This is a genomic window from Dyella sp. C11, assembly GCF_003121485.1.
GTDB lineage: Bacteria > Pseudomonadota > Gammaproteobacteria > Xanthomonadales > Rhodanobacteraceae > Dyella.
In genome coordinates this window covers 381,440-406,874 of the sequence record NZ_QAVX01000002.1, presented here as the reverse complement: position 1 = coordinate 406,874, position 25,435 = coordinate 381,440, and the positions used below count along the sequence as shown (strand labels likewise).

General features: G+C 59.9%; 18 protein-coding genes. 3 read left to right on the top strand and 15 right to left on the bottom strand.

Annotated features, from left to right (window positions below; genetic code table 11):
- Positions 1-95: 95 nt before the first annotated feature.
- From DK366_RS04110 to DK366_RS04100, 3 genes are read left to right on the top strand one after another with little or no spacing between them, the layout of a single operon-like run.
- Positions 96-848 carry an ABC transporter permease gene (locus DK366_RS04110; RefSeq protein WP_343125612.1) on the top strand — a complete coding sequence of 251 codons (753 nt, stop codon included), beginning with the start codon at positions 96-98 and terminating at the stop codon, positions 846-848.
- Positions 838-2,256, top strand: coding sequence for an ABC transporter ATP-binding protein (locus DK366_RS04105; RefSeq protein ID WP_109124228.1), 1,419 nt, complete (start codon positions 838-840; stop codon positions 2,254-2,256). Before DK366_RS04110 ends, DK366_RS04105 begins: the two co-directional genes overlap by 11 nt.
- The gene (locus DK366_RS04100) at positions 2,243-3,685 is read left to right on the top strand and encodes a hypothetical protein (protein WP_157956440.1); all 1,443 of its coding nucleotides are present in this window, start codon (positions 2,243-2,245) and stop codon (positions 3,683-3,685) included. The genes DK366_RS04105 and DK366_RS04100 overlap by 14 nt, the downstream gene beginning before the upstream one ends.
- 221 nt (positions 3,686-3,906) lie before the next feature.
- Here the strand turns inward: DK366_RS04100 and DK366_RS04095 are convergent, their stop codons facing one another.
- The 15 genes from DK366_RS04095 to DK366_RS04025 form a co-directional block, all read right to left on the bottom strand.
- Complete coding sequence (locus DK366_RS04095) at positions 3,907-4,959, bottom strand: SDR family NAD(P)-dependent oxidoreductase (RefSeq protein ID WP_109124226.1); 1,053 nt, start codon at positions 4,957-4,959, stop codon at positions 3,907-3,909.
- A 24-nt stretch (positions 4,960-4,983) separates the two neighbouring features.
- Positions 4,984-6,906, bottom strand: a complete 1,923-nt coding sequence (locus tag DK366_RS04090) for a rhamnan synthesis F family protein (RefSeq protein WP_232820893.1) — start codon at positions 6,904-6,906, stop codon at positions 4,984-4,986.
- An 80-nt stretch (positions 6,907-6,986) separates the two neighbouring features.
- The gene (locus DK366_RS04085) at positions 6,987-8,939 is read right to left on the bottom strand and encodes a rhamnan synthesis F family protein (protein WP_232820892.1); all 1,953 of its coding nucleotides are present in this window, start codon (positions 8,937-8,939) and stop codon (positions 6,987-6,989) included.
- A 247-nt stretch (positions 8,940-9,186) separates the two neighbouring features.
- Positions 9,187-9,585, bottom strand: coding sequence for a GtrA family protein (locus DK366_RS04080; protein WP_109124225.1), 399 nt, complete (start codon positions 9,583-9,585; stop codon positions 9,187-9,189).
- A gap of 1 nt (position 9,586) precedes the next feature.
- Positions 9,587-10,888: an NAD(P)/FAD-dependent oxidoreductase gene (locus DK366_RS04075; protein WP_109124224.1), complete on the bottom strand. Its 1,302-nt coding sequence runs from the start codon at positions 10,886-10,888 to the stop codon at positions 9,587-9,589.
- A gap of 121 nt (positions 10,889-11,009) precedes the next feature.
- On the bottom strand, positions 11,010-12,746 hold the full coding sequence (locus DK366_RS04070) for a hypothetical protein (RefSeq protein WP_157956439.1): 1,737 nt from the start codon (positions 12,744-12,746) through the stop codon (positions 11,010-11,012).
- 267 nt (positions 12,747-13,013) lie between these two features.
- On the bottom strand, positions 13,014-13,964 hold the full coding sequence (locus DK366_RS04065; protein ID WP_109124222.1) for an NAD-dependent epimerase/dehydratase family protein: 951 nt from the start codon (positions 13,962-13,964) through the stop codon (positions 13,014-13,016).
- Between the two features lie 5 nt (positions 13,965-13,969).
- Positions 13,970-14,707 carry an SDR family oxidoreductase gene (locus DK366_RS04060; RefSeq protein ID WP_109124221.1) on the bottom strand — a complete coding sequence of 246 codons (738 nt, stop codon included), beginning with the start codon at positions 14,705-14,707 and terminating at the stop codon, positions 13,970-13,972.
- A gap of 2 nt (positions 14,708-14,709) precedes the next feature.
- A complete protein-coding gene (locus DK366_RS04055) occupies positions 14,710-16,014 on the bottom strand; it encodes an FAD-binding oxidoreductase (protein ID WP_109124220.1) in 1,305 nt (434 codons plus the stop codon).
- Positions 16,011-17,471, bottom strand: a complete 1,461-nt coding sequence (locus DK366_RS04050) for a UbiA family prenyltransferase (protein WP_109124219.1) — start codon at positions 17,469-17,471, stop codon at positions 16,011-16,013. Before DK366_RS04050 ends, DK366_RS04055 begins: the two co-directional genes overlap by 4 nt.
- A gap of 215 nt (positions 17,472-17,686) precedes the next feature.
- Entirely contained in the window at positions 17,687-18,631 is a 945-nt protein-coding gene (locus DK366_RS04045; protein ID WP_109124218.1) for an FAD-binding protein, read from the bottom strand.
- Between the two features lie 20 nt (positions 18,632-18,651).
- Entirely contained in the window at positions 18,652-19,398 is a 747-nt protein-coding gene (locus tag DK366_RS04040) for an electron transfer flavoprotein subunit beta/FixA family protein (protein ID WP_109124217.1), read from the bottom strand.
- A gap of 106 nt (positions 19,399-19,504) precedes the next feature.
- Positions 19,505-21,562, bottom strand: coding sequence for a glycoside hydrolase family 99-like domain-containing protein (locus DK366_RS04035; RefSeq protein ID WP_109124216.1), 2,058 nt, complete (start codon positions 21,560-21,562; stop codon positions 19,505-19,507).
- Between the two features lie 49 nt (positions 21,563-21,611).
- Complete coding sequence (locus DK366_RS04030) at positions 21,612-23,627, bottom strand: glycosyltransferase (RefSeq protein WP_232820891.1); 2,016 nt, start codon at positions 23,625-23,627, stop codon at positions 21,612-21,614.
- 81 nt (positions 23,628-23,708) lie between these two features.
- Positions 23,709-25,328, bottom strand: a complete 1,620-nt coding sequence (locus DK366_RS04025; protein WP_109124289.1) for an electron transfer flavoprotein-ubiquinone oxidoreductase — start codon at positions 25,326-25,328, stop codon at positions 23,709-23,711.
- Between the last annotated feature and the right edge of the window lie 107 nt (positions 25,329-25,435).

Sequence of the window (25,435 nt, the reverse complement as noted above, 5' to 3'; positions counted from 1 at the left end):
TCCAGTCGGGAGTATTTATGCATTCAGTCCCAACACGTTCGTTGACGTTCGTGGGCAGCCCGCTTTCCGCACTTGCGCGGCACGGTTCACTGACCGTGGAATTGACCAAACGTGAAATCCTGGGACGATATCGCGGTGCAAGTTTTGGCTTGCTGTGGTCGCTGATCAGTCCCTTCCTGATGCTGGCCGTGTACTCGTTTGCGTTCGGTGGCATTCTCAAGAGTCGCTGGCCACAGGCCAACAATGAGCACGGAAGTTTTGCACTTATCCTGTTCTTGGGCCTGATCACTCACGCGTTCTTTGCCGAGTGCATCAATCGCGCGCCATCGCTCGTTGTCGGCAATGTGAATTACGTCAAGCGCGTAATTTTCCCGCTTGAAATACTGCCGTGGCCGATGGCGCTTTCGGCACTGTTTCACCTGTTCACCAATTTGGTCGCATTTGTTGTTCTTCAGCTTGTCCTGACTGGTCAGCTGAGCTGGACGATCGTGCTGTTTCCGCTTGTCGTCGCGCCCCTGTTCGTTCTTGCGTTGGGCGTCGCTTGGGGCCTGGCCGCGTTCGGCGTGTATTTTCGCGACATCAGTCAGGTGACTGGCGTGTTGACTACCGCGTTGTTGTTCACATCGTCCGCCATCGTGCCCGTGTCCGCCGTGGGACCAGAAGTGCGGTGGATCTTCGAAATCAATCCATTGACCTTCATCATCGATCAGGTCCGCGCGGTGGCCCTGTGGGGGCAGCTTCCTGACTGGAGTGGTCTTGGGTTGTACACGATGGCCGCAGTGATCGTGGCTTACATGGGCTTCAGTGCGTTTGCTGCCACCCGAAGAGGATTTGCCGATGTCCTCTGAGTTTTCCATCAGGGTAAGAGGACTGCATAAACGCTTTCCCGTTTACTCCAAACCACATCACCGGTTGCTTCAGATGTTCTCGCCGACATCGGCAAAGAACCGGTGGTTCCGTGAGTTCCACGCCTTGACGGGAGTGGACTTCGAGATTCATCGCGGCGAAACCGTGGCGATTGTTGGACGCAACGGTTCGGGCAAATCAACCTTGCTGCAGATTATCTGCGGCACGCTTGCTCCTACTGAAGGTTCGGTGGACGTGGATGGGCGCATTGCGGCGCTGCTGGAACTCGGAGCGGGTTTCAATCCTGAATTCACGGGCCGGGAAAATGTTTATCTCAATGGCACCGTACTCGGCCTGACGCGCGCCGAGATCGACAATCGCTTCGATGAGATCGCCGCTTTCGCCGACATCGGTGAGTTCATCGATCAGCCAGTGAAGAGCTATTCGAGCGGCATGTATGTACGCCTGGCATTTTCCGTGGCAATCCATGTCATGCCGGATATCCTGGTCGTCGACGAAGCGCTCTCTGTGGGAGACGAGGCATTTCAACGCAAGTGCTTTGCGCGAATCGAGAAAATCCGCGATGCGGGCGCCACGGTACTTTTCGTGTCGCACGCTCCCAGTACGGTGCTTGAATTGTGCAATCGGGCGATCCTTCTCGATCGCGGTGAACTGCTGGCGATGGGCTCCCCCAAGCATGTGATCTCGCGATACCAGAAATTGCTCTACGCTCCTGCGAGCATGGCGGCTTCCGTGCGTGCCAGGTTGCAGCATGAAATGGCGCTCAGTCGCCATGGCGTAAATGATGTGGCTCTGGAAAAGCCAGGCATAAGCGACGCCAGGCACGAAGATGTATCTCGTCCCGCGCTTTCGTTGGAAGATTCAGTGGATGATGCCTATCTGGATCCGGGCTTGGTCCCTCAGAGCACGGTGCGATTCGCCACGCATGGCGCAACCATCGAAGACCCGCATATCGAGACGGCCAGTGGCCAGCGCGTAAACGTGCTTAGGCCAGGGGGCGAGTTCTTCTACACCTATCTCGTGCGATTTGAACGGCCTGCCGTATCGGTCACGTTCGGCATGCTTATTAAGACGGTGTCCGGTGTCGAGTTGGGTGGCGCCATGTCCGCCACGCAGGCAGACGCTATTGACGTTGTGGAAACTGGTGCTCTGGTCAAAGTCCGGTTCAAGTTTCGCTGTCTTCTCGCACCGGGCACCTATTTTCTCAACGCTGGCGTGCGCGGGCGCGTGGAAGAAGGAGAGACGTTTCTGGATCGGGTGATCGACGCCGCGTTATTCCGCGTGCCACCGGATCCGGGCCGACTTGCGACCGGCTTTGTCGACTTTCACGTCCGCCCGGACGTTGAGGTGAGTAACGACCCAGCGGAGTTGCGCCATGAGCTCAAATGAAACCTTCCCTATGGCCCAGGCTACGGCCATTTTGGTATTGGGCATGCATCGCAGCGGCACGTCGGCAACCACGCGTGTGCTGAATCTTCTGGGGGCGGATCTGGGCTCCAACCTGCTCGAAGCCCAGGCGGACAATGCCAAGGGTTTCTGGGAGCACGCCGAAGCGGTAGAGATCCACGAGGAGTTACTGGCTGCGCTTGGCCGCACTTGGCACGATGTGCGCGAAATGCCCGACGGCTGGCTGGAGCAGCCGGCCAGTTACGCGGCGATCGACAAAATCGTGCACCTCATCCGTGGGGACTTTGCGGGCAAAACGCTTTGGTCCGTGAAGGATCCCCGTATGTGCCGGCTCGTTCCCTTGTGGCGAGAGGCACTCAGGCGAGTCGGGGTGCGGGCTGCCGCCCTGGTCGTGGTGCGCAAGCCAGATGAGGTGGCCGGCTCGTTGCTTGCACGCGAAGGTTGGAGCGAAGCCCACTCGGATCTCATGTGGACGCAACACTCGCTGGAAGCCATTCGATATACGAATGACATGCCGCGATCGATGATTCGTTACGACGATCTGCTGGCGGACTGGCGGCACGCAGTGGGTCGTATCGGTAGCGACCTGGGTATCGAGTGGCCCTGTCAGGATGAAGAGGTATTCCAGCAAATCGATGCTTTTATCAGCCCGGATGATAGGCACCATCGCTCCCCGGACGAAATGGAGAAACCCGTGCCATCGGCGGGCTCGTCCTCTGTCGTAGCGCAGTTGTACTCGTTATGCGCGGACGTGGCGGCAGGCCGGGCAGAGTGGTCCGTACTGGAGCAGTTTGATACACGCTATTTGGAAGCGGCAAATCTGTATCGCTGGGTTACGCAGCAGAAATACAAGCTCGACGGCGTGGCACTGGAGCGAATCAATCACATTCGATTGCTCGAGGGCGAACTTCAATCCGTAGGTAAGCAGGTCGCGCAGTTCAGTGGCCTGGCCGCTGAGCGTGCAAATCATATTCAACTGCTGGCAAGTCAGCACCAGCACATCATAGATGTCGCGACAGAACGGGAGACGCGCATCCATGAGCTTGAGGGCATCGTTGCAAAGAGCGCATCGCAGCAAGACGAGCTTCACCAAACCATGGCGCGTTTGCAGGCTGTTACGGATGAACTGCGGGCGCTGAAAACCATGATGGCCGACTTGTCGGTGAGGCATGGGCGACAGATCGAGGAAAACGAACAGTTGTCGAAGCGTTGTATCGAACTTGACGGTGCCTTGCGTCAGGAACAGGCACAGGGTGTCGAATCTGCTGTTGAACTAGCGGACTTGCGCGAGCATCGCGCGCAACTTTCGCAAATGTTTGAGCTGACGCTAAATCGGCGCTGGTTGTTGCGTCGATTCTGGGACGTGACGATAAAGGGTTCGACCTTGCGCGCCCATGGTCGCACAAGATAAGCAACCGGATCGACGTGCCCTTCGATAGAACCAGCGGGCGGCAGGGGCAGTGAATATCCAGAGCTGCCATTCGGTTGACTACCTGTCCGTCTTGAGTGAATGGCTTATTCATGAAGGACGCAAGGACAACCGGTATGCCATCGCGCATGCCACTGCGTAATAGCCTTCGGGCAGGCTACGTACGGCGTGCTGCTTCAGCACGCCGTACGTAGACAAGTCCATTACAGCTGGCCGTCAATCCATGCGCACAATGCAGTGACGCCCTTGCGCACGTCCCACTGCGGGTGCCAGCCAAGCTCAGCCTGGGTGCGGGAAATATCTGCCGATGCGGCGCGCACGTCACCATTGCGATAAGCGCCGTTTACAACCGGGGCGGGCGCTCCGTAGATGGATGCGATGATCTCCGCCAGCTCGCGGATTGTTGTGCCGCTACCGCAGCCTACGTCATAGGCATCCGCGGAAGGAATGTTCCCCGTGGTGACGCGGAAGACGGCACTGGCAACGTCATCAATGAACACGAAATCACGGACGATCTCCCCATCTTCGTAGAGGGGGATGACCTTGCCAGTTCTTGCCAGTTGAGCGAACAAGGAAACGATGCCGGTGTACGGGTTGCTCAGTGACTGGCCCGGCCCATAGACGTTCTGGAGTCGCAGCAGCCCGACTTCGACGCCGAACGACAAGGCCCATGCCTTGAGGATAAGTTCCTGCGCATATTTGGTGGATCCGTAAATGCTCGTCGGGCGGGGTTCGGTACGCGTTGATTCGAAGGGAAGACAGGTGAGGCCCGGAAAGTCCCACTGCTTGGCTTCAAGTTGTGCACGCGAACGCTGGCCGGGGTACGACACACGCCCTTGGGCATCCTGCCATGCGCCTTCGCCATAGACTGCCCGGCTTGAAGTGAGAACGACGCGCCTGGGTATGGCGTCATGGCGAACGAACGCATCTAACATCTGCGTCGTACCCACCACGTTGACATTGGCGTGGCGCGAACCCTCGGTCAGCGACTGGCCCGTCCCTGTCTCGGCGGCGAGATGAATAACCACGTCGGGCTTGAGCCCTGGCAGCAAAGCGTCCCAGGTCTCACGCTGGGACACGTCACCCATGACCAGTTCGACTTTTTCATGCAGGGCTGCAGGTCGGCTTGCCGTCGCGTGAATCTGCGGATGCATGTTGTCAACCGCGATGACGCGGTCGAAATGCTTTGCAAGCAGCGGAGAGATCGCGCACCCGATAAAACCGGCGCCGCCGGTAACGAGACAGATGTTAGACACGTGAGTTACTCCATAAAAATTTCATCATTGCGTGCGGCTCGGGTTGCCCGTTAGCGAACGCTTGAGCGATTGCAGCATCCGCGCAAGGCGTGGAGCACGATGAGCGAGCGAGCGCTTCAAGGCAATGGTCAACTCGCCGATCGCCAACGACAGCGACAGCGGCTGCCTGGCGGAGTCGGGCATGTTTGCGGCTCTGTAACCGGCCCGCTTCCATTCGTCGAGAATATGAACCTGGTAATTGAAGTCGCCATTCGGCAGCGCCGCAGAGAGGCGCTGAAGCTTATATTCGAGCATGGCGTAGTTCGAGGCGGCGAGATGGGAGCTGATGATCTGCTGCGTCGTGTACTGCGCGTCCTGCGCCACATAGGTAAGAAGGCGCTCCAGGGCGTGTCCCAGGCTGCCATCCAGTGGATAGGGCTCCGGCTCGAAGTCTGTCCATTTCCAACGATGTTCGAACAGCTTCGTCAGCGCCTTGGGTCGGAACCAGTACATGCCACCAAACGCGCCCACCGGGGTGTCAGGGTCAAAGCGGACGTTGAGCTTCAGCTGTTGTGCAATGTCCTGGGCGCGTGCCTTGTTGTCATACCATGCGTGCCCAAGCGTTCCGTAGGAAATGTGGATGATGGGTGGGACGGCCATGCCAATCCACGGGTTGTCCTGGAACATGTCCAGTACGTTTGCCGTATAGCCAGGGCTGTTGAGCAGGTTTTCGAACATGTGCCGCTTGAATCCGCCAGCGCGGCTTGATGCAAGGTGCGGTGTCTTCTTGGTGTGCAGGCGACAGACAACATCGTAGCGGTCCTCGAGGAACAGGTCGCGACACGTGATAAGCAGCGAAGACATGTCGCGGCCACGATTTTGTTCCACCACGCGCACGATGATATGGGCGATATTGTTGTGCTGGCGCGCCGCCGACTCGATAGCCTGCCTTTTTTCCTCGGTCTCCGTCGTGGCGATGAAGTCGTACTGGCCCGGTATCGTGTCACCCAACGCCAGGATCTCGTCCAGCATGTCCGTATAGAAAAGATGTACGCACAATGCCACGCGCAACCCGGCGGGCGGCGCATCTTGCTTGATCCGCACATCAGGAAGGACGCTGGTAAGCGCCGCATTCGTGTTGAGCGTACGCAACTCGGAAGAACGAGTGATGTTCTTCCAGATCATCGAGCGGTCGTAATCGGAAGTGCGCTCGACCACGTCAATGGCGCGCGGCAGATCCACACTGTAGTGCTCAAGGAAGCGGGGATCGTGAAAAAAAGGGCGGCGCTTTAGCAGCGGACTGCGGTCAACGATGGTTTCATCGATATCGATGAAGGCGGGATAGTGTGAGCCGTACTTTGTGCAGTCCAGATAGCACTCGCACACGTAACCCAGTTTGGTGAAGTGTTGCGTAAAAACCGTTTCGTGGCTTTGTACGGCGGTTTCGTAAGTCAGGCTGCCACCAAGTTTTTCCCAGTACGCGCGGAAAGACTTCGACCGCAGCATGTCCTTGCGGACCACGATGAAATTGGAGTTCAAGTGATAGGGCAGTGTGCCCTTACCCGTGAACGGGTTCGGTGTCATTTCCATGTGAGCCGTCACGCCCCAGAAATCGCACTTGCGCTGTGACATGACCGAAAACAGCTCGTCGAACGGGAAGATGGGGCCATAGCAGGTATGGTTGACCATCATGACTTCGTCGTAGTGGCCGTCCCGATCGAAGTCGATGAGCTCCAGGCCTTCCTTGTACGGAAGGATGTCAAAGCCCTCGTTGGGACGAAGGATTACTTCGTGCACGAGCCCTTGCAAGGCCACTTCTGCATCACGGGTCAGCGGGCCATTGGAGTAGAACAGGATGCGCTCGACATGGCGCCCCATTTCCCGGAGAAAGTAGATGACATAGTCATCTACGATGCCGTCGGCATCGTAGAAGGAAAAAATACACAGTCGGCGCATGATCGATTCCATCGGAACCGGTCTCTCTTGATTGGCGGACATCAGAAACCTAAAGGGTGATCAGATGGAGTGCTGTGCGCGTCATCAGTGCGTCAGCTCTTCCGGGCCAGACCTCGGTAGACCGGGCGCAAAAGCTTTGTGGTGCCGGGCGAGCGGTGCGCCAGCGAACGTTTCATGGCCAGCACAACCTCGCCCCAAGCCTGCCTGACGGTGGGCTGCCATGGCGCATGGTGAGCGACAGGGCTGTGCGTGGCCTGGACGTTCTCGCGATACTCCGCGCGCTTCCACGCGTCGAGAATATCCACCTGCTGATTGAATTCACCGTTGGGCAGCGATGCGGACAGGCGCTGCAGCTTGTATTCAAGCATTGCGTAATTGCGGGACGCGAGATGCGAGCTGATGATCTGTTGGGTGGTGAATCCTTCGTTCTGGGCGGCGTAACAAATCAATCGCTCAAGAACGTGAGCCAGGCCGCCATCCACGTGCCTGGGCTCGGCATTGAAATCGGTCCACTGCCAAGGGTGTGCGAAGAGCGCTTTGATCGCCTTTGGACGGAACCAGAACATCGTGCCGAAGGCCCCGACGGGAGTGTCTCTGTCCATGGTTACCCGGAGGCCCAGCATCTGGCAAAGCTCTTCGGCGCGCTCGCGGTTCGTGAACCAGGCATGCCCCATGGTGGGATAGCCAATGTGCACCAGTGGCGGCACGGCGACACCTATCCACGGGTTGTCGTGGAACATGTCCAGGACATTCGCCGTGTAGCCGGGGCTGTTCAAGAGATTCTCGAACATGTGTCGCTTGAAGTTGTTGGCCTGGCCCGCCGCTACCTGTGGCGATTTCTTCGTATGCAGGCGGCAGACGACGTCATAGCGATCCTCCAGGAACAGGTCGCGACAGGTGATGAACAGCGAAGACATGTCCCGTCCGCGGTTTTGCTCGACGACGCGCACGATTACATTGGCGACATTTTTTCGACCGCGAACCTTGTCCTCGATGGAGCGCTTCTTTTCTTCCGTCTCCGTGGTGGCGATGAAGTCATAGTTGCCCGGAATAGTGTCCGTAAGCGCCAGGATCTCATCGAGCATGTCGGTGTAGTAGACATGCGCGCATACCGCTACGCGCTCTCGTCCCTTCGGATACTCACCCTGCTTGAGCCTTACATCGGGCAATACGCTGGTGAGTGCAGCATTGGCATTGAGCATGCGCAACTCGGCCGATCGGACAGCGTTCTTCCAGATCAGCGCTTGATCGTAGGTTGAAGTTCCCGCGATGACTCCCAATGCACGCGGAAGATCCACCGCGTTGTGCTCGATCACCCGCGGATCGCTGAGGAATGCATCCCTGCGCAGGAGCGGATTGCGATCGATTAGTGTTTCGTCGATGTCGTAAAGCGCCGGGAGCCGCGTTCCGTATTTGGTGCAATCCAGGTAGCACTGATGCGAGTAGCCAAGTTTGGCAAAATAATCAGTGAAAACCCGCTCGTGGCTTCTGGCGGCGGCATCGGCCGTCAAACTCGGCTCGATGGCTTTCCAGTAGTTGCGAAACGCGTGGGATTGCAACATGTCCTTTCGGACCGCGATAAAATTGGTGTCGAGGTAATAGGGCGGCTTGCTCACACCCGAAGATGGCTTAGCCAGAGTCTCAAGGCTCGCCGTGACACTCCAGAAATCGCACGACCGTTCCGACATGGTCGAAAACAACTCATCGAACGGAAAGATGGGCCCGTAGCACGTATGGTTGACCATGAGGACTTCGTCATAGCGATTGTCCTTGTCGAACTCAATATGCTGCAGACCCTCTTTATAAGCCATCACGTCGAAGCCCGCATTCGATCGCTGGATTACTTCATGACCGAGATCCCGCAGCGCAATTTCCGAATCGCGCGACAGCGGGCCATTGGAATAGAAGAGAATGCGCTCGACGTAACGCCCCATTTCCTTGAGGAAATAAAAGACGTAGTCGTCAACGATCCCATCGCCGTCGTAGAACGAAAAAATGCAGAGTCGGCGCATGGTTGACGACGATTCCGCCTTGTCTTCCGGCATAGCTATTCCTCAAATACGGCAAACGCGAAGACCCGTGCGCATCCTGCATCGGTCCCGCAAAAAGGTGAGTGCATCCCCAGAGGCACCCATGGAAGTGATTGATTGTAATGCGCTTGCGTTTGAAAACCCACAGGGGAGGCATTGTCGTGCCGAGCACGCTCAGCCCCCGTGCACTTGGCTGTTAGCCGTGACGGCGGGGTGAAAAATCTGATCACGTTTAAAAAATAAGTACCTTATCGGCCTGATTTCAGCCCGCGACGCTTTTGAAGGTCAGGTACTTATGCCCCACGAAACTGGTCACCACGGGTACGGCAACGCCAATGGCATGGGCTACGGTTTCAGGATGCCAGCCGAACCCCGTGCGGGGAAACAGCCACTCGACAAGCAACAGGCTGATGGCAAGTGTCTGCAACACGGCTGCCAGGTTAACGACGGTGAACCAGAACACCTGGTGGCGCATCGAATGGCTCACCTGTTTGAATACCAGCAGGCGGTTGAGCACAAACGCCGTGATCATGCCCAGTACGTAGGCAACGACGATGGCCGCGCTGAAGACGAGCCAGTGACTGAGCACCATGCGGGAAAAAAAGTTTACGCAGGCGGCAGTACCGCCTGCGACGACGAACAAGATGAACTGCTTGTTCATCTCATGAGCCCTGGTTGCCTACCGCCGCTTTCACTAGGGTTTTGGCTACCTCAATGCTCTCATTGATCGACCGATCCTCGGGATAGTAATAGCCCGTGTCCGCCATGAAAAAGCCGTCCACCGGTGTCCTCATGCTGGGAAGCATGTCGTAGAAGCCCGGCGGGCAAATCGTTTGGGCGAACTCGTAGCGGTGGCAGTGCTTTGCCAGTACCCAGGTTGGGTCGAAGTTCGGATTGAGCTTCTTCAGGTAGTCAATGACCTCTTCTATGAGGGCATCGTTGCTTTGAGCCCACTTGGGGTGTGTCTTGGGCATGTAGAAGGGCGCATACACGATCGACGGCGACATGCGATTGAGGTTGGAGTATTCGATGACGCCAGGAATCTGAATGGACGGATCGTTGATGTTCATCCAGAAATTCTCACTGAGCGGCTGCTTCAGCTTCAGGATGACGCAAGCGACAGGGATATTCTTGATGGCATCGATCCGCTTCACGAAATCGGCCGGAAGCTCCGGCACAAGCCGTGGGACGTACTGAATCGGTGCCGTGGAAATGACACTGTCGCAAGCGATCGTTTCGCCATTGACGACGATGCCCGCGACCTTGCCCTCGTTGACTTCAACGCGATCGATACCCGACTTGAGATGGATTCGCCCGCCGCGTTCAAGGATGAATTGCTCCATCTTCTTCAGCAGCACATCCGAGCCACCTTCCAGGTAGCCCATGGTTTCCTGCATGAGGCTGCGGCGCGACAGTGCGACGCGCTTGATGCGCGTGCCGATCCAGGCAGCGGAGATGTTTTCGCTGTATTCGAACAGCTTGAGTTCAAACAGGCTCTTCCACAGGACGTTATAGGCGCGCTCGCCAATCCATTTGCGCAACCAAGCTGTGGCGTTCATCCCGTCATATGGGCGCCAGTCCTTGATGCCCTTGGTGTACATGGCGTGGAGGCCATAGCGGAACTTGCTGATCCAGCCTAGCCCGTCAAAGGCCAGCAACGCAGTGGGCGTTCCCCACTTGTAGAGTTTCCCGTTATAGAAAAAGCCCATTTTCGTGTCGGTCCAGCGCAGCTTGTCCGACAGCTTGAGCTCATCGAGCAATTGGAACAGCGGGAAGTCGGTTTTGCAGATGAAGTGGTAATAGCGCTCGATATCCAGCCCATCGAAATTGAAGGTCGCCGACATGCCGCCTATGCGATCGTCTCTTTCATAGATATCGACCTGGTGGCCTTGCTTCAGTAGCTCCATGGCTGCCATCAGGCCCATGGGGCCGGCGCCGAGGACGACAATTCGTTGATTGGTCATGAGGGCATTCTCTAGTGCATAGGCGCCGGTAAGGCGGCCAGGTTGTCTGCTGCCAGGGTGATGACGAGAGCGGGGGTAGGCCCTGCTCGCTTCAACCGCCCAGTGGCGGGAATGATGTGTTTTAAGAAGTGATAACCAGCTGGAACGGCAGTTTGCAGATGAGCTGGGCCGGATTCGCTGCTGTCGTCAATTGGACGGCATAATCTCCCGGAGGAACCCCCAGAAGGATTCCATAAGCACGATACCCAAATGTATCTCGAGGCTTCGAGTGCATGACCTTGACCACGTCCGGGCGCTTCATGAAAGGATTCACTTCCAGCCTGTAGGTCTTGGGGCCCGAAAGCACGATGAAAAAGCGCCCCGTGATGCGGCTTTGTGGGTTGATGACCCAGCCGTAAAAACGCATAGGATCGTTGCTTTTTGCAACGAAGGGGGCGGTGCTTACCTCCGTTTCATTGACGTCGGTGTTTGAGCACGCGCCTATGGGCGAGTCCCCAGTGCTCAAGTCGCCGTCTTCTTCTTTGAAGAAAATGGAAGGAGTAGAGACACCCAGCCCGGCCATGAAGTGCTGGACGGATTTCTGTATATCAAGCGCGGTATCGGCGAAAGACTTCTGATTCGCCGAGACGTCGGGAACAGAGGCACGGTCCGGTTGCAGCGATGGCGGCAGCAGGCTTTGGACGACCGGCGTATCTAGAAAGGTTTTCAACAGCTCTGCATTGGGAAACGGGATAGTCAGGGAAGGGTGTTGAAGGAATGCTGGGTTCTTCGAACGGAGGTAGGAGCGCGTATAAAAGGTCTCCATTCGACTGAAATCGTAACGTTGATGCACGACATCCATGTCATCAGGGAAACGCTTTATAAAGACGAAGGCGATAACTCCAGCGCCTAAGGCAATGGCGACCTGGCCAAGGGTCCTCCTGTGCGCGCCAAGTTGTTCGTCGAAAACCAAGCTTAAAGCGAGCCCGAGATTGGCCAGCAATCCGAGCGCACAGATGTTGGAATAACGCGACGGAATCGAAGTGATGTTGTGGCCTCTGGCATGGGCAATGGCAACGGCCTGGAGAAGCACCCACGCGATGATTCCCATGAGAAAAATGTCGCGATCCCTTGTGGTTCTGGTGATCAGAAACTTGATCAGCCAGATGAGGCTTGGTGCCCAGATCATGGTCGCGAGCAGGAAATGCCTGGGTCTCACAGGGACTAATGGCCAGACGAGTGCGAGGGCAAAAGCGTGGATGTGGTCGATCAGTCCTTGCGCTTTGTAGTCTCCATTCCCCGGTGTATCCGGAAGTAGCAGAAAGCCGCACAGTACGACCAGAATCATCGCTGCGACGACGCACGCAACATAGATTTTGGGCAAAGGCGCCCGCCATGTGCGAAGAACAACCACGGCGCAGACAGCAGCTGCTGCAAAAAGACCCGAAGCCATCGTAAACAGACCAACAAACGCGACCACTGCGAGCAGGCCGGCTGTGGCCAGGTTGGGGCGGCCATAGCTGGCGATACCCACCAGCGCTATGGCAAAAGCAATCATGACGTAGAACTGGTTCTGGAACCCGACAAGAGTGTTTTCCCAGTCGTACGGCATGATGCCCAGAATCACCACTGCAAGCAGCATGAGCAACGCAAAAGAGCGGGTGGCCCCGCGACATGCAAGGACATAGAACAGCGCCATGGTGACGCTATAGATGACCGTGTTCGCGTAAGCCTCGACCAGGTTGCTCCAGATGCCCCCGTTCAGCTCCATCAAGGCCATGCTGATCAGGCGGGTGAAGAGCACGCGGTGCTCGTTGTGGGGAGAAAAATATTCGCTGACCCGCCACGTCCCCTCTTTGAGTGGCGCAATCTGCGTCATGATCTGGGACCACTGGTCCCAGAACGGAATGTCCGTACCGTATAAGGACACCCAAACGGATCGGGCTGCCGCCACTAGGACAACTATCGCGAGGACCGCAACGAGCATTCCGGGTCGCGTTGCCGCTCTGGCTGTCGATGAATGTTGCACTTGAGAGGTCCTATTCATCATCTCTTTCCAAAAAAACTTGCCGAAAAAATTCTCGTTGTGCCGCAGAATGCTGCTCCCCGATTCGGCGCGTTCCGTGCCAGTGCAGGATTCGCTGCCTTATCTCCTCAGGACAATGCGAGAGTATTGCGGGTCGCAATAGCTCTCCTTGATGGCATCGGCAAACGGTGTCTGCCGGAAGCCGAAGACTTGCTGCGTGTCGATGCCGTGGAACTCATCTCCTGCTGTCAGCGCCTTGAGCTGGTCAGCCGTGAAGGGTGGCTTGCCACTGAAGATTGCGTACACCCGCAACAGGAAGTGGAACAGGCCATAGGGGATGTGCACGATCATGGTGTGCAGATTCTTGGCCTGCTTGATCGTCTTGATGATGTCCACGTAGTCGATACGCGTATCGCCCACCACATCGTAGACATCGCCATCGGGCTGCGTTTCGATGCAGCGTGCAATGCAGCGGCAGAAGTCGCGTTCATAAAGTGGCTGGCGCATGTAGCGGCCGTCGCCCGGAATGGGGAATACCGGCGTCTTGGCCATGAAGCGCGACAGCCAGCCCAGGTGCTTGGGATCGAACCAGCCGAACATCAGCGTCGGACGCAGCACGCAGTGCTTGATGCCACTTTCGACAACGAGCTTTTCCTGTGCTTTCTTGGAGTTGGTGTAATCGTCATCCGCGACGGAGATCACCACCGACGAACTGATGTGCACCATGTACGGCACGTTGTGCTGGCGCGTGGCGTCCAGCACGCGCTTGGTTGCATCGATGTTGTTGCGGGTGAAAAGCTCGGTGTACTTGCCGGTGATCTGCGCGTGCAGCTGCACGACGCAGGCAGCGCCGGCGAACGCGTCCTTCCAGTCGCCGTCTTCGGCGAGGTCGGCGTGGATAGCCTGCACATCCGGATGCAGCTGGCGAAGAATGCCGAGGTTGTATTCGTGCTTGTCGATGGCGACGAGGTTGGTGTAACCCTGCGCCTTCAATTCCACGATCAGGTTCTGGCCTACCAGCCCGGCCGCGCCGGTGAGAACGAGCTTGGAATGCTTGTCGATATTGTTCATGGGCGTTAGAGCTTGATGCGCTTGAAGATGAACTCGGGAATGTGGCGGATGATCAGCATGATCGGCAGCCAGAAGAAGGGCAGGTACATCACGTTGCGGCCGCGATCGGCGCCGCGCACGATGCCGCGCGCGATGTCGTCCGGCTTGGCCCAGAGTGCGCCCTTCTTGAATTCGCGGGTCATCGGCGTATCGACAAAGCCTGGCTTGATGGTCAGCACATTCACGCCGACCTTGGCCATGCGTTGGCGTAGACCGCTTGCGAAAGCCGAGACAGCTGCCTTGGCAGAGCCGTACAGGTAGTTGCTCTGGCGACCACGGTCGCCGGCGACAGACGAGATCACGGCCATTACACCACTGCGCTGAGCTTCAAATCGCGGTGCCATCGAAGTCAGCAGCGCAATAGTCGATGTGGCGTTGGTGGAGAACTCTTTCAGAGCCACCTCCACGGAAGACTCGCACTGTGCCTGGTCCGGAAGCGTGCCGTGTGCCACCAGGACCACGTCCACGGAGCCTAGCGCCGCCCAGGCCTGTTCAATGACATGTGCATGTGCATCCAGATCGTTGACGTCGAGCGAGGCATGGAACACTTCCTGCGAACCGCGCACGCGCAGATCGGCGGCGATGTCCGTTAGCCGCGTTGCGTTTCGCGCAATCAGGAACAATTGGGCCCCACGCGCGGCGTAAAGGCGTGCCGTGGCTTCGGCAATGGCGGACGTGGCGCCGATGATGACGACCTTTTGCATGCTTACTCCGTGACCCGACGCCAGAAGCTGGAAGAAAACTTCGGGTCGATGTATGGGCTGAAGGATTCCCACGCGGGGAAATAGTGTTTGAAGTACTTGCCCGGCATGCGCGCGTCCTTGGCCGGATACACGGCGCCGCCTGCGTTCGCCACGATGTCGTCCAGGCGATCGAGCAAGGCAAGGGTGCGGGGTCCGCGATTGGGGAAGTCCAGCGCCAGCGTGGCACCGGGTCTCGGAAACGAGAGCAGGCCGGGTGAAGGAACATCGCCGAATTGCTTCAGGACGGCCAGGAAGGAGCCTTCGCCGGAAGCGGCGATGGTCTTCACCAGCGTCTCCATGCAATCGGCCGATCTCGTCGGCGGCACCACGCACTGGTATTGCATGAAGCCTCGCGGCCCATAGATGCGGTTCCAGTCGCCGATGCCATCGAGCGGATAGAAATGCGGCTCGTAGTGCATGGTGAGATGACCCACGCTCTCGCGTTGCCGGTGGTAATAGAGCGTGTTGAATGCACGCAGGCTCAGCGGATTGATCAGCGAGATCGGCGGCGTGAACGGCACGCGCAAACGACGCGATGGTGCCGTTGGACGGCTATCTGGATGAGCCGGTGCGTGATTGGCGCGGGTGAAGATGCCGCGCCCCAGCGCGTTGCCTTCGCTCGCACAGTCGATCCACGCGACGGTGTATTCGTAGTCGCGATCAGATGCCTGGGACAGTCGGAAAAAACCATCCAGATCCTTGAAACGATGTACCTCGCCGCTCATCCACGGTCCGGCGACGCGTCGCAGCTGGATGGTCGCTTTGGTGATGAGCCCAGTGAGACCGAGACCGCCAACCGTTGCGGCGAACCAGTCCGGATGGTGCTCGGGGCTGCAGGTGCGCCTGCTTCCATCAGAGCGGAGCAGTTCCAGCGACAGAACGTGGCGACCGAACGTGCCGGCTTTGTGGTGATTCTTGCCGTGCACGTCGTTGGCAATGGCGCCACCCACGGTGACGAACTTCGTGCCGGGTGTGACCGGCAGGAACCAGCCCTGCGGTACGACAAGATCCAGGATCTCGGAGAACAGCACGCCCGCTTCGCATTCGAGCACGCCTGTTTGTGGATCGAAAGCGATGAAGCGATCCAGCGCACGCGCATGCAGCAGCGTGCCGCCATCATTGAGGCAGCTATCACCGTAGCTACGCCCATTGCCGTGCGGCAGCGCGCTTCCGGCTACGGAAGGCAAAGCCGCATGCCGATCGCTGATGGAAATGATCGTCTGGTCCGCTTGAGGATAGCGACCCCAGGATTGCCCGGTCTTGCTCATTGGATGGCAAAGAGGATCACGAGCGCGGCAATCACCAGCAGCCCGCGACTCAGTCTGTCGGTGACTGCGAAAACCACGGGATCATCATGCATGACACCGCGATGGGCGATGGCCCAGGTGCGACTGATCCAGTACAGGAGCAGCGGGCAAAGCAGCCACAGGTAATGGGGGTGGTGATACAGCACGCGACTGTCCGGGCTGTCGATGTAAAGCGCGAGCACGAGGACGGACAAGTAACCGCTGGCGGCACCCAGCGATTGGATGAGCGGAATGTCGCCTACATCGTAACCACGTCCACTCGCATTGATCTTGCCCGCCTTCTGTGCCGACAACAGTTCGATATAGCGTTTCACCATTGCCAGGCTGAGGAAGATGAACATCGAAAAGGCGAGCAGCCAGAACGAAGGCTTCGTCTGGATGGCGGCGGTGCCAGCCACGATGCGGCTGGTGTACAGCGTGGCTAGCACGACGACGTCGAGCATCACGATGCGCTTGAAGCGTAGCGAGTACGCACTGGTCAGCACATAGTAGCCAGCGAGTACCGCCACGAAGACTTCACGGAGGATCGTGGCAAGCGCAAAGCTGATCAGCAGAAGGCCCGCGGCAACAATCGGGCCGGCGATGAGTGGCAAATGGCCTGCCGCAAAGGGGCGATTCTTCTTGCGATGATGTTGACGATCAGACGCGAGATCGAGCAGATCGTTGGTGATATAGACGCTGGATGCGCACAGGCTGAAGCAGACGAACGCCAGCAGCGTGGAGACAACGGCTTCGACCTCGAACAGGCGATGCGCTGCCAGCAGCGGCAGGAACACCAGCGCGTTCTTGACCCACTGATGGACACGCAGTGCCTTCAGCCAGTGCTTGATACCTGGCGATGGCAACTTGAACCGCTTTTCCACCGTGGTGACTTGAGCTGCTGCTTCGCTCAGCGACTTGCCGGACTCCACAGTGATGGCTGCATGCGCGTGCTTCCACACCTTGAGGTCGACTTTGGCGTTGCCGATGTAATCAAAGCCACGCTCTCCATAGAGCTCGACCAGCGTCTGGGCTTTGTTGCTGCCGGAGAGGTTGCGCTGACCATCGCTGGCCAGCACGGCATCGAACCCTCCCACGTGCGCCGCGACGGCCTCAGCCAACTCGGCGTCGGATGCCGTGCAAAGAACAACCGGGCGTAACGGCTGTTGTTCCCTGACCCATTCAAGCACGTTGGCGTTGTAGGGCAGGAGGGCAGGATCAAGGGTGACCCGGCTGGCGATCTCTCGCTTGAGGTGGGCCTTGCCACGCAGTAGCCAACCCAGCATCGGAAAAATCGACCAGGGGCTCCGTGAAAGCAACGCAAGCGCCGACTCGACCAGCAGGGCGGAATGGATCAGGGTGCCGTCCAGGTCGACGCAAAGCGGCACGCACTCGGAGACGGGGCGGTGGGCCCCCACGTTGGCAGACAAACTTTCCATGACGCCCCTAGGTTCAATCCATGCCTGAATAGCGACCTTGATCGCTTGGCACTGGCGCATAAAAATGCGCACGGGCATGTTACTACGACAGCTTTACAGCATGCCTGATTGACCTTAACGCGGCCCATCCGTGGCCGGACGTTTTTTCACAATCGCCCGATGGCGACTTCAAAAACGTGACGGCGGGGGCTTTCCGCCGTCACGCAGCTCCTATATCAGCCCAGCGCCTGCTCGAGCTCCGGGAGGATCTTGAACAGATCGCCCACCAGGCCGATATCAGCGATCTCGAAGATCGGCGCTTCGCCGTCCTTGTTGATGGCGACGATGGTGCCGGCGTCCTTGATGCCGGTGAGGTGCTGGATGGCACCGGAGATGCCGATAGCCATGTACAGCTCCGGCGCGATGATCTTGCCGGTCTGGCCCACCTGCAGGTCGCTCGGCACGTAGCCGGCGTCGACGGCGGCGCGCGAGGCACCCACGGCGGCACCGATCTTGTCGGCGAACTTGTAGATGATCTCGAAGTTTTCCTTCGAACCCACGCCACGGCCGCCGGAGACCACCTTGCTGGCGCTCTGCAGGTCCGGGCGGTCGCTCTTGCCCGATTGCAGTTCGACGAAGCGCGTGTGCGTCGGCAGGGTGACGTCGACGCTCAGCGTTTCGACCGGCGCGTTGTTGGCGCCGGTAGCTGCTGCGGCCCACGAGGCGGTGCGGATGGTGGCAACGACGGTGCTGCCTGCGTCGGCTTCCACCGTGATGATGGCGTTGCCGGCGTAGATCGGGCGCTTGAAGGTGTGGCTGCCTTCCACGCTCATCACGTCACTGACCTGCGCGACACCCAGCAGGGCGGCCACGCGCGGCAGTACGTCCTTGCCGAACGTGGTGGAGGGCGCGAACACGTGGCTGTAACCGGCGGAGGCCTTGGCGATCTGCGGGGCCAGCACGGCAGCGAGCGGGTGCGCGTTCTCGGCGCGGGCGATGGTGAGTACGCGGCTCACGCCGTCGATCTTGGCGGCGTCGGCGGCAATGGCGTCGGCGTTGTCGGCCAGCACCAGCACGTCGATCGCATCCGGCTTGATGGCTGCAGCGGCGCTTACGGCGCGCGCCGTGGAGGAATTGAGCTTGCCGTTGAGATGTTCGGCGATGACGAGGATCTTGGACATGTCGTTATCTCCAGGGCTGCTCAAAGCAGGCCTTTTTGCTTGAGCGCGGCGACCAGTTCGGCCGCATCCTTCACCATCACGCCCTTGCTGCGCTTGGCGGGCGCGGCGTAGTGCGTGGTCTTCAGATGGTCGTTGGCTTCCACGCCCAGCGAGCCGAATTCGATCGAATCGATGGGCTTGGACTTGGCCTTCATGATGTCCGGCAGCTTGATGAAGCGCGGCTCGTTGAGGCGCAGGTCCGTGGTGATGACGGCGGGCAGTTCCGCCTCGATCACTTCCAGGCCGGCGTCCACTTCGCGCGTCACGGTGACCTTGCCATCGGCAATCTCGACCTTGCTGGCGAAGGTGGCCTGCGGGCGGTCCCACAGTGCGGCCAGCATCTGGCCGGTCTGGTTGGCGTCGTCGTCGATGGCCTGCTTGCCCAGGATCACCAGGCCCGGCTGTTCCTTCTCGATCAGCTTCTGGAACACGCGGGCGGCGGTCAGCGGCTGCACGGCGTCGGTGGTCACCACGTGGATGGCGCGGTTGGCGCCCATGGCCAGGCCGTTGCGCAGGTGAGCGGTGAGGTCGGCCGGGCCGATGCCCACGACCACCACTTCTTCCGCCACGCCCTTCTCGCGCAGACGCAGCGCTTCTTCGAGGGCGATGTCATCGAACGGGTTGGCGGAAAGCTTCACGCCGTCCGTCACCACGCCCGTGCCATCGGGCTTCACCTGGATGCGGACGTTGTAGTCCACGACACGCTTGTAGCCGACAAGAATCTTCATCTGCGGGTCCTTCACCAATAAGCCGCTGCGCGGGCAGAAAAGACCATTCTACCCGGCTTCAAACATTTGTATGAATACGTGCCGTAACTTCTGTCAGCTCAGTGGCTTAGCTGGTGCGGCGAGCGTATGGATAGGGAGTTTGCGAGGTGTGCGAGGACTGGCCGCAGAGGCGGGCGGCATCCTCGGCCTCGAAACCGGCCGCCGATATGGCCACGCGGACGATGCGTTCCAGGGCGTGGGCCGTCGTGCCATCGATCTGGCCGGACTCCTGCTCGAATTCCCAGGGTTCCATGTGGGCATCGAGCAGGGGGCGCAGGGCCGCCAGTCGGACCCAGAACATGCTTCCCGCAATGAACTGACCGTCCGGTGCAGGTTGGGGAAGTCCGAGGCGCACGCAAAGCGCTCGCACATTGCCCTCGTTGGCACCCCAGAAATGGTTCAGCGGCTGCGAATGCCCCTCAGGCATCACCAGGCCAAGGTGCGGGTCGGCGGCGAACGCTTCCAGGATGCGGGAGGCTCGATCGGGTGCTGCCAAATGATTCAGCAGTTCCTTGCGCCATTGCGCTCCGTCGTCGCGATGCACTGAACGTTTGGTGTGCAGCTTGAGCACGACATCGACACCCTCGTTGAGCAGTCGATCGGCGACGTGAAGGAAGGGCAGGATGTCTCGGCCGCGGTTCTCGAAGACATCGACTTCCGCCTCGACCCCAAGTGACGCCAGGCGAGCGCGAACGTCGCGCTCGCGCTCGGGCGACGTGGTGATGATGATGCGCCAGTCCATCGTATTGGCCTGCAGCTGCGCAACGATTTCATCGAGCACATCGACGTACCAAGCGTGTACAACCACGCATGGACGCTTGTCGGTGCCTTCGCGCGAAGGCAGCAGCGCCGCACGGGTCGCGTCCAGCCATGCGTAGCCAAGGCGCATGTCGGGCTCCAGCACCGCGCCTTCAGCCCACTCGTTCCACGCGTTGATGAAAACCATGGGAGCGCCAGGCGAACGCACCTTTGCCACGTCTACGGCATGGCGGAGCCAGTCGCGATAACCGCGTGGCGAAGCATGTGCGAGAACGCGGCCACGCCCGCTGCGTCTCGGCTCGTTGTCCCAGCCGGGGTTCACACCGGGATACAACCGATATGCCGGAGAAGCAGCCTTCATGGCATCGCGTGCGAGTTCGCGCCAGTCGAGCACGTCGCCGGCGAAGTCGGGATTGATCAGCTGCTGGTTGGCAGTGATGGGGGCAAGGGTTGTGTTGTTGGGAGGAAACTCCACGGCCGCATCGAAGCCGATGCTTGCCGGATCGACACGGTCGAAACTCTGCACGTACGCCAGATGGATATCGCCAATACCGTGATCGTGGCACCAGGTGCGCCAGCGAGCGGCTGTCTCCCTGGGTGAAGGAAGAAGACCCGGGCGATAGACCAGCAACATCGGCTTGCCATCGACCTTGAGATAACGCGGGTCCTTCAAGTAGGTAGCAACATGGGCGATGAATGCCAGATCGTCTTCGGCACTGTGTTGCTGTCCGATGAGCACATCTTCGGCGCGACCGTCCCAGCGTCGCGACCAGTTTTCGTTCGCCCAGCAAAGGCAGATCGGCAGATCGAGTTCAGGCCTGGAAAGCCATTGGCGCAACGGCGTCTCAAGGAGTGTCTTGCCCGCGAACCAATAAAAATACGTACAGAACGCGCCGATGCCGTACTCGCGCGCCAATTGCATCTGGCGGCGCATCGCGTCGGGTTGGCGCAGATCGTAGAACCCCAGATCTCCCGGCAAACGTGGCTGCGCATGGCCTTCGAATTGAGGCAGCGCTCGCGTCACGTTGCGCCACTCCGTAAAGCCTTCACCCCACCAGGCATCATTCTCGGGAATGGGATGAAATTGCGGGAGATAGAACGTCACCAGCGTGGCGGGGAGCGACGGGGGAAGCGGTTCTTCGCGGCGGTGCACGTAACCGATGGCGTGACCTGTCGCCCTTAGCAGCGGACGCCGCGCGCTGGCGACGGGCGCACGACCACGCGGACCGGACGGTACCAGTCCCGCGTAACGATCAAGGAAACGCTGCCGCCAGCGGTCACGCGTCGCCACCGGCATGGGCACCAGGCGGAAGCCCGTGCGCAGCAAATGAAACAACTGGCGTTTCGCGATATTGAAGTAGGACATGTACGTTACCCGGACGACCCGGGCATGGTCCCGGTTGCAGGGTGGCTGGTCAATCGAGCACGCGGCGGAGGGTGTCGGCAGCAGCCCGGGGCGAGAAATGCCGATCCACGTTGTGCAGGCTGTTCCGGGAAAGCGTAGTCCACAGGGCTTCGTCTGACCCAAGGCGTACCACTGCTTCAGTAAAGGCTGCCGGATCTTCCGCCACCAGTACGTCGACGCCAGGCTTCAGCTGCATGCCCTCTACGGCAGTGCCTGTGGCGACTACCGGCAAGCCGTGGCTCATGGCCATGTTGATCTTGCCCTTCACACCGGCACCGAATCGCAATGGCGCTATCGACGCCAAGGTGCGCTCCATGATGGGCGCAAGATCAGGGACGCGACCGTGGAAAACCAGGCCGGGGGAAGACAACTCATTGCGTGCTGCCTCCGGAATATCGCCGACGACATGCACCTGGATGTCCTTCAAATGTGCACGCAGAGCCGGGAGTATCTCCGCTGCGATCCAGCGGATGGCATCGACATTGGGCGGATGCCCGTAGCCACCGATGAACACCAGGTCGCGGCGACCTAGATAAGGGCGGTGACAGCCGAATACCTCGTGGATGTTGGACAGCAGCTCGACCTTTGCGTGAGGAAGTTCCGCCGCAAGCAAAGCCTGCTCGTGCGGGCTCACCACAAACGTCACATCGCATTGCTCGATCAGGGCGAGTTCGCTTTTGCGCGATGCCAGTGCCTGGCGCGCCATGCTGGCGTTGCCGCTGAGTTCGGCGGCGCGCTGTTCGCGCAGGAAGTGCAGGTCCACCGTGTCGAACAGCAGGCGCGCCTTGGGGGCGTGCTTGCGTACCAGTGATGCGTACTGGCCGGCGACGGTATGGCGGCACAACATGACGGCACGCAGTTCGTGGCCGTGTGCGCGCAACCAGTGCGGGAGATCGGAGATCCACGGGCGGCACAGCACTTCCGTGCCAAGTGCGCCGAGCGCACGGATTTCCTCATCGCTGGCGCGCCCGTCATCGGGCAGGAACGACACGGCCCAACCTTGTTCGTCGAGCAGCCGCAGGATGGCGCTCAGGCGCAGCGAACCCGAGTCGCGAGTCGGCTCGGGCGTCATGCTGTCGACGACCAGGATGCGCCCCTTGCGACGCCAGCGCAGCGCACGCAGCAGCGAGGTGCCCACCGGCGGTTGCTGCTCCAGCGCGTCGGCCCATTTCGCGGCAAACGTAGCCTGATTCACCACCTGGTGGCGTTTCATGCCACTGCTCAGGTCGGTGCCCGCGCTGATCCCTTCGCAGTGGATGACCGTGCTCGATGGCTCGTAATAGACCTTGAAGCCCTGGGCGCGCACGGAAAACGCAAGGTCCGTGTCTTCGTAGTAGGCCGGTGCGTAGCGCATGTCGAAACCGCCCACGCGATCGAACACGTCGCGGCGGATCATCAGCGATGCACCGCTGACGTAATCGACCTCGCGACGAAAGCGCCATGCCGGCGCGTCGCGCTGCTCGAAACGCCCGGATGTCCAGCAGGCGCCGTCGGCAAACACCAGGCCGCCCGCTTCTTGCAGCCGTCCGTCCGGATACACGAGACGGCTGCCCGCGATGCCGCAATCGCTGCGGTCGCCGAACGTACACAGCAGCCCATCGAGCCAGTTCGGCATGACCTGCGTGTCGTTGTTGAGGAACAGCAGGAATTCGCCTTGCGCTGCCGCCGCGCCGGCATTGCAACTGCCGACGAAGCCCAGGTTGTGCGCATTGCGCAGCAACCGCAGGCCTTCCACCTGGCCAAGACGTTCGACCGAATCGTCCGGCGACGCGTCGTCGACCACAATGACTTCGAATGGCGCATGCGGCGCGTGGCGCGTCAGCGAACGCAGGCACGCCAGCGTGTACGCGATCTTGCCGTGGATGGGGATGACGACCGAGACCAGCGGTTTCGCCGATGTCGGCAACGCGAAGGGCTCGAACGGCACATCCAGCGGTTCGACGTGCAAGGCGTCGTCGAACGTCGGACGCCGTTCGAATTCCTGTCGAACGCGCGCCAGCGTGCCGCGCCAACCGCGCAGCGCCACGCTGCCGCGAAATCGCTGCAGGGCGTAATTCAGGCGTTTGAAGCGCCAGGTGAGTCGGGCGGACAGCGCAGTGCCCTCACATCAGAGGTTCTGGTAATTCGGGCCCGAGCCACCTTCCGGGGTGACCCAGTTGATGATCTGGTACGGGTCCTTGATGTCGCAGGTCTTGCAGTGCACGCAGTTGGCGGCGTTGATCTGCAGGCGCTTGCCGCTGCTGCCGTCGGGCTTGGTTTCATCCACGATTTCGTAGACGCCGGCCGGGCAGAAGCGTGTGCACGGGTTGCCGTATTCGACGGTGCACTTGGTGACGCACACGTCGGTGTCGGCCACGTGCAGGTGAATGGGCTGGTCTTCGTCGTGCTCGGTGGCGGCGAAATACACGCCCGCCAGGCGGTCACGCGGCGGCAATTCGCGCGGCTGCACGTAGTCGCGCTTGGGTTCTTCGCATTCGCCGAGCTTGTGCAGCGAGGAGAAGTCCGCCTTGTTCTTCAGCGTCCACGGCGAGGCGCCGCCCGTGAGGGTTTCCCAGGCCGCGTTGACCATGCCGAACCACAAACCCTTCTTGAAACCGGGCTTGACGTTGCGGACAGTCTTCAGCTCCGCCATCACGTCGGAGGCGCGCAGCTTGGCGTCGAACCCTGCGGCATTGAGCGAGTTGGCGACCAGGTGCTCGGCGGCGAGCATGCCGCTCTTGATGGCCTGGTGCGTGCCCTTGATCTTCGGCACGTTGAGCAGGCCGGCGGTATCGCCGATGAGCAAGGCGCCGGGCATTTCAACCTTGGGCAACGACTGGTAACCGCCCGTGACGATGGCGCGCGCGCCCGCCGAGAGAATGGTGCCGCCTTCGAGCAGCGACTTCACCGACGGATGGTTCTTCCACTGTTGGAAAGCTTCCCACGGCTGGTAGTTCGGATCGCTGTAGTCGAGGCCGCTGACGTAGCCCAGCGCAATGCGGTCCTTGTCCAGGTGATAGAGGAAGCTGCCGCCGTAGGTATGGCTGTCGGCCGGCCAGCCGAAGCTGTGCACGATCTTGCCTGCCTGCGCACGACCTGCCGGCACCTGCCACAGTTCCTTGATACCGATGGAGTAGCCCTGCGGGTCGCTGTTCGCATCCAGCTTGAAGCGCTTGATGAGCTGCTTGGTCAGGCTGCCGCGCGCGCCTTCGGCCAGCACGGTGACCTTGGCCTTGATGTCGATGCCCTGCGTGTAGCCGGCCTTGTGCGAACCGTCCTTCGCCACGCCCATGTCGCCAATGCGCACGCCGGCGACGGAACCGTCCTCGTTGTAGATGGTGTCGGCGGCGGCGAAGCCCGGAAACACGTCCACGCCCAGCGCTTCGGCCTGCGGTGCCAGCCACGCGCACATGGCGCCCAGCGACACGATGAAGTTGCCGTGGTTGTTCATGCCCGGCGGCACCGGCAGCTTGCGTGCGCCGGTTTTGCTGAGCAGCCAGAATTCGTCTTCCGTGGCGGGCACGCAGATGGGCGGCGGATTGTCACGCCAACCCGGCAGCAACGCGTCCAGTGGCTGCGGTTCGATCACCGCGCCCGACAGGATCTGCGCACCGATGGTCGATGCCTTTTCAATCACGCAGACGCTGGTGTCCGGCTGCAGTTGCTTCAAGCGGATGGCGAACGCGAGCCCGGACGGGCCAGCGCCAACGACGACGACGTCGTATTCCATGATTTCGCGGTCGCTCACGGCGGACTCCAACGGGCTAGGGCGGCACGATACCGTTCCCTGACGTATGGAACGGACAAACCGGCATTGTCCGGGTTCAGGCCACCGGGGGCAACGGTGGCCAAATC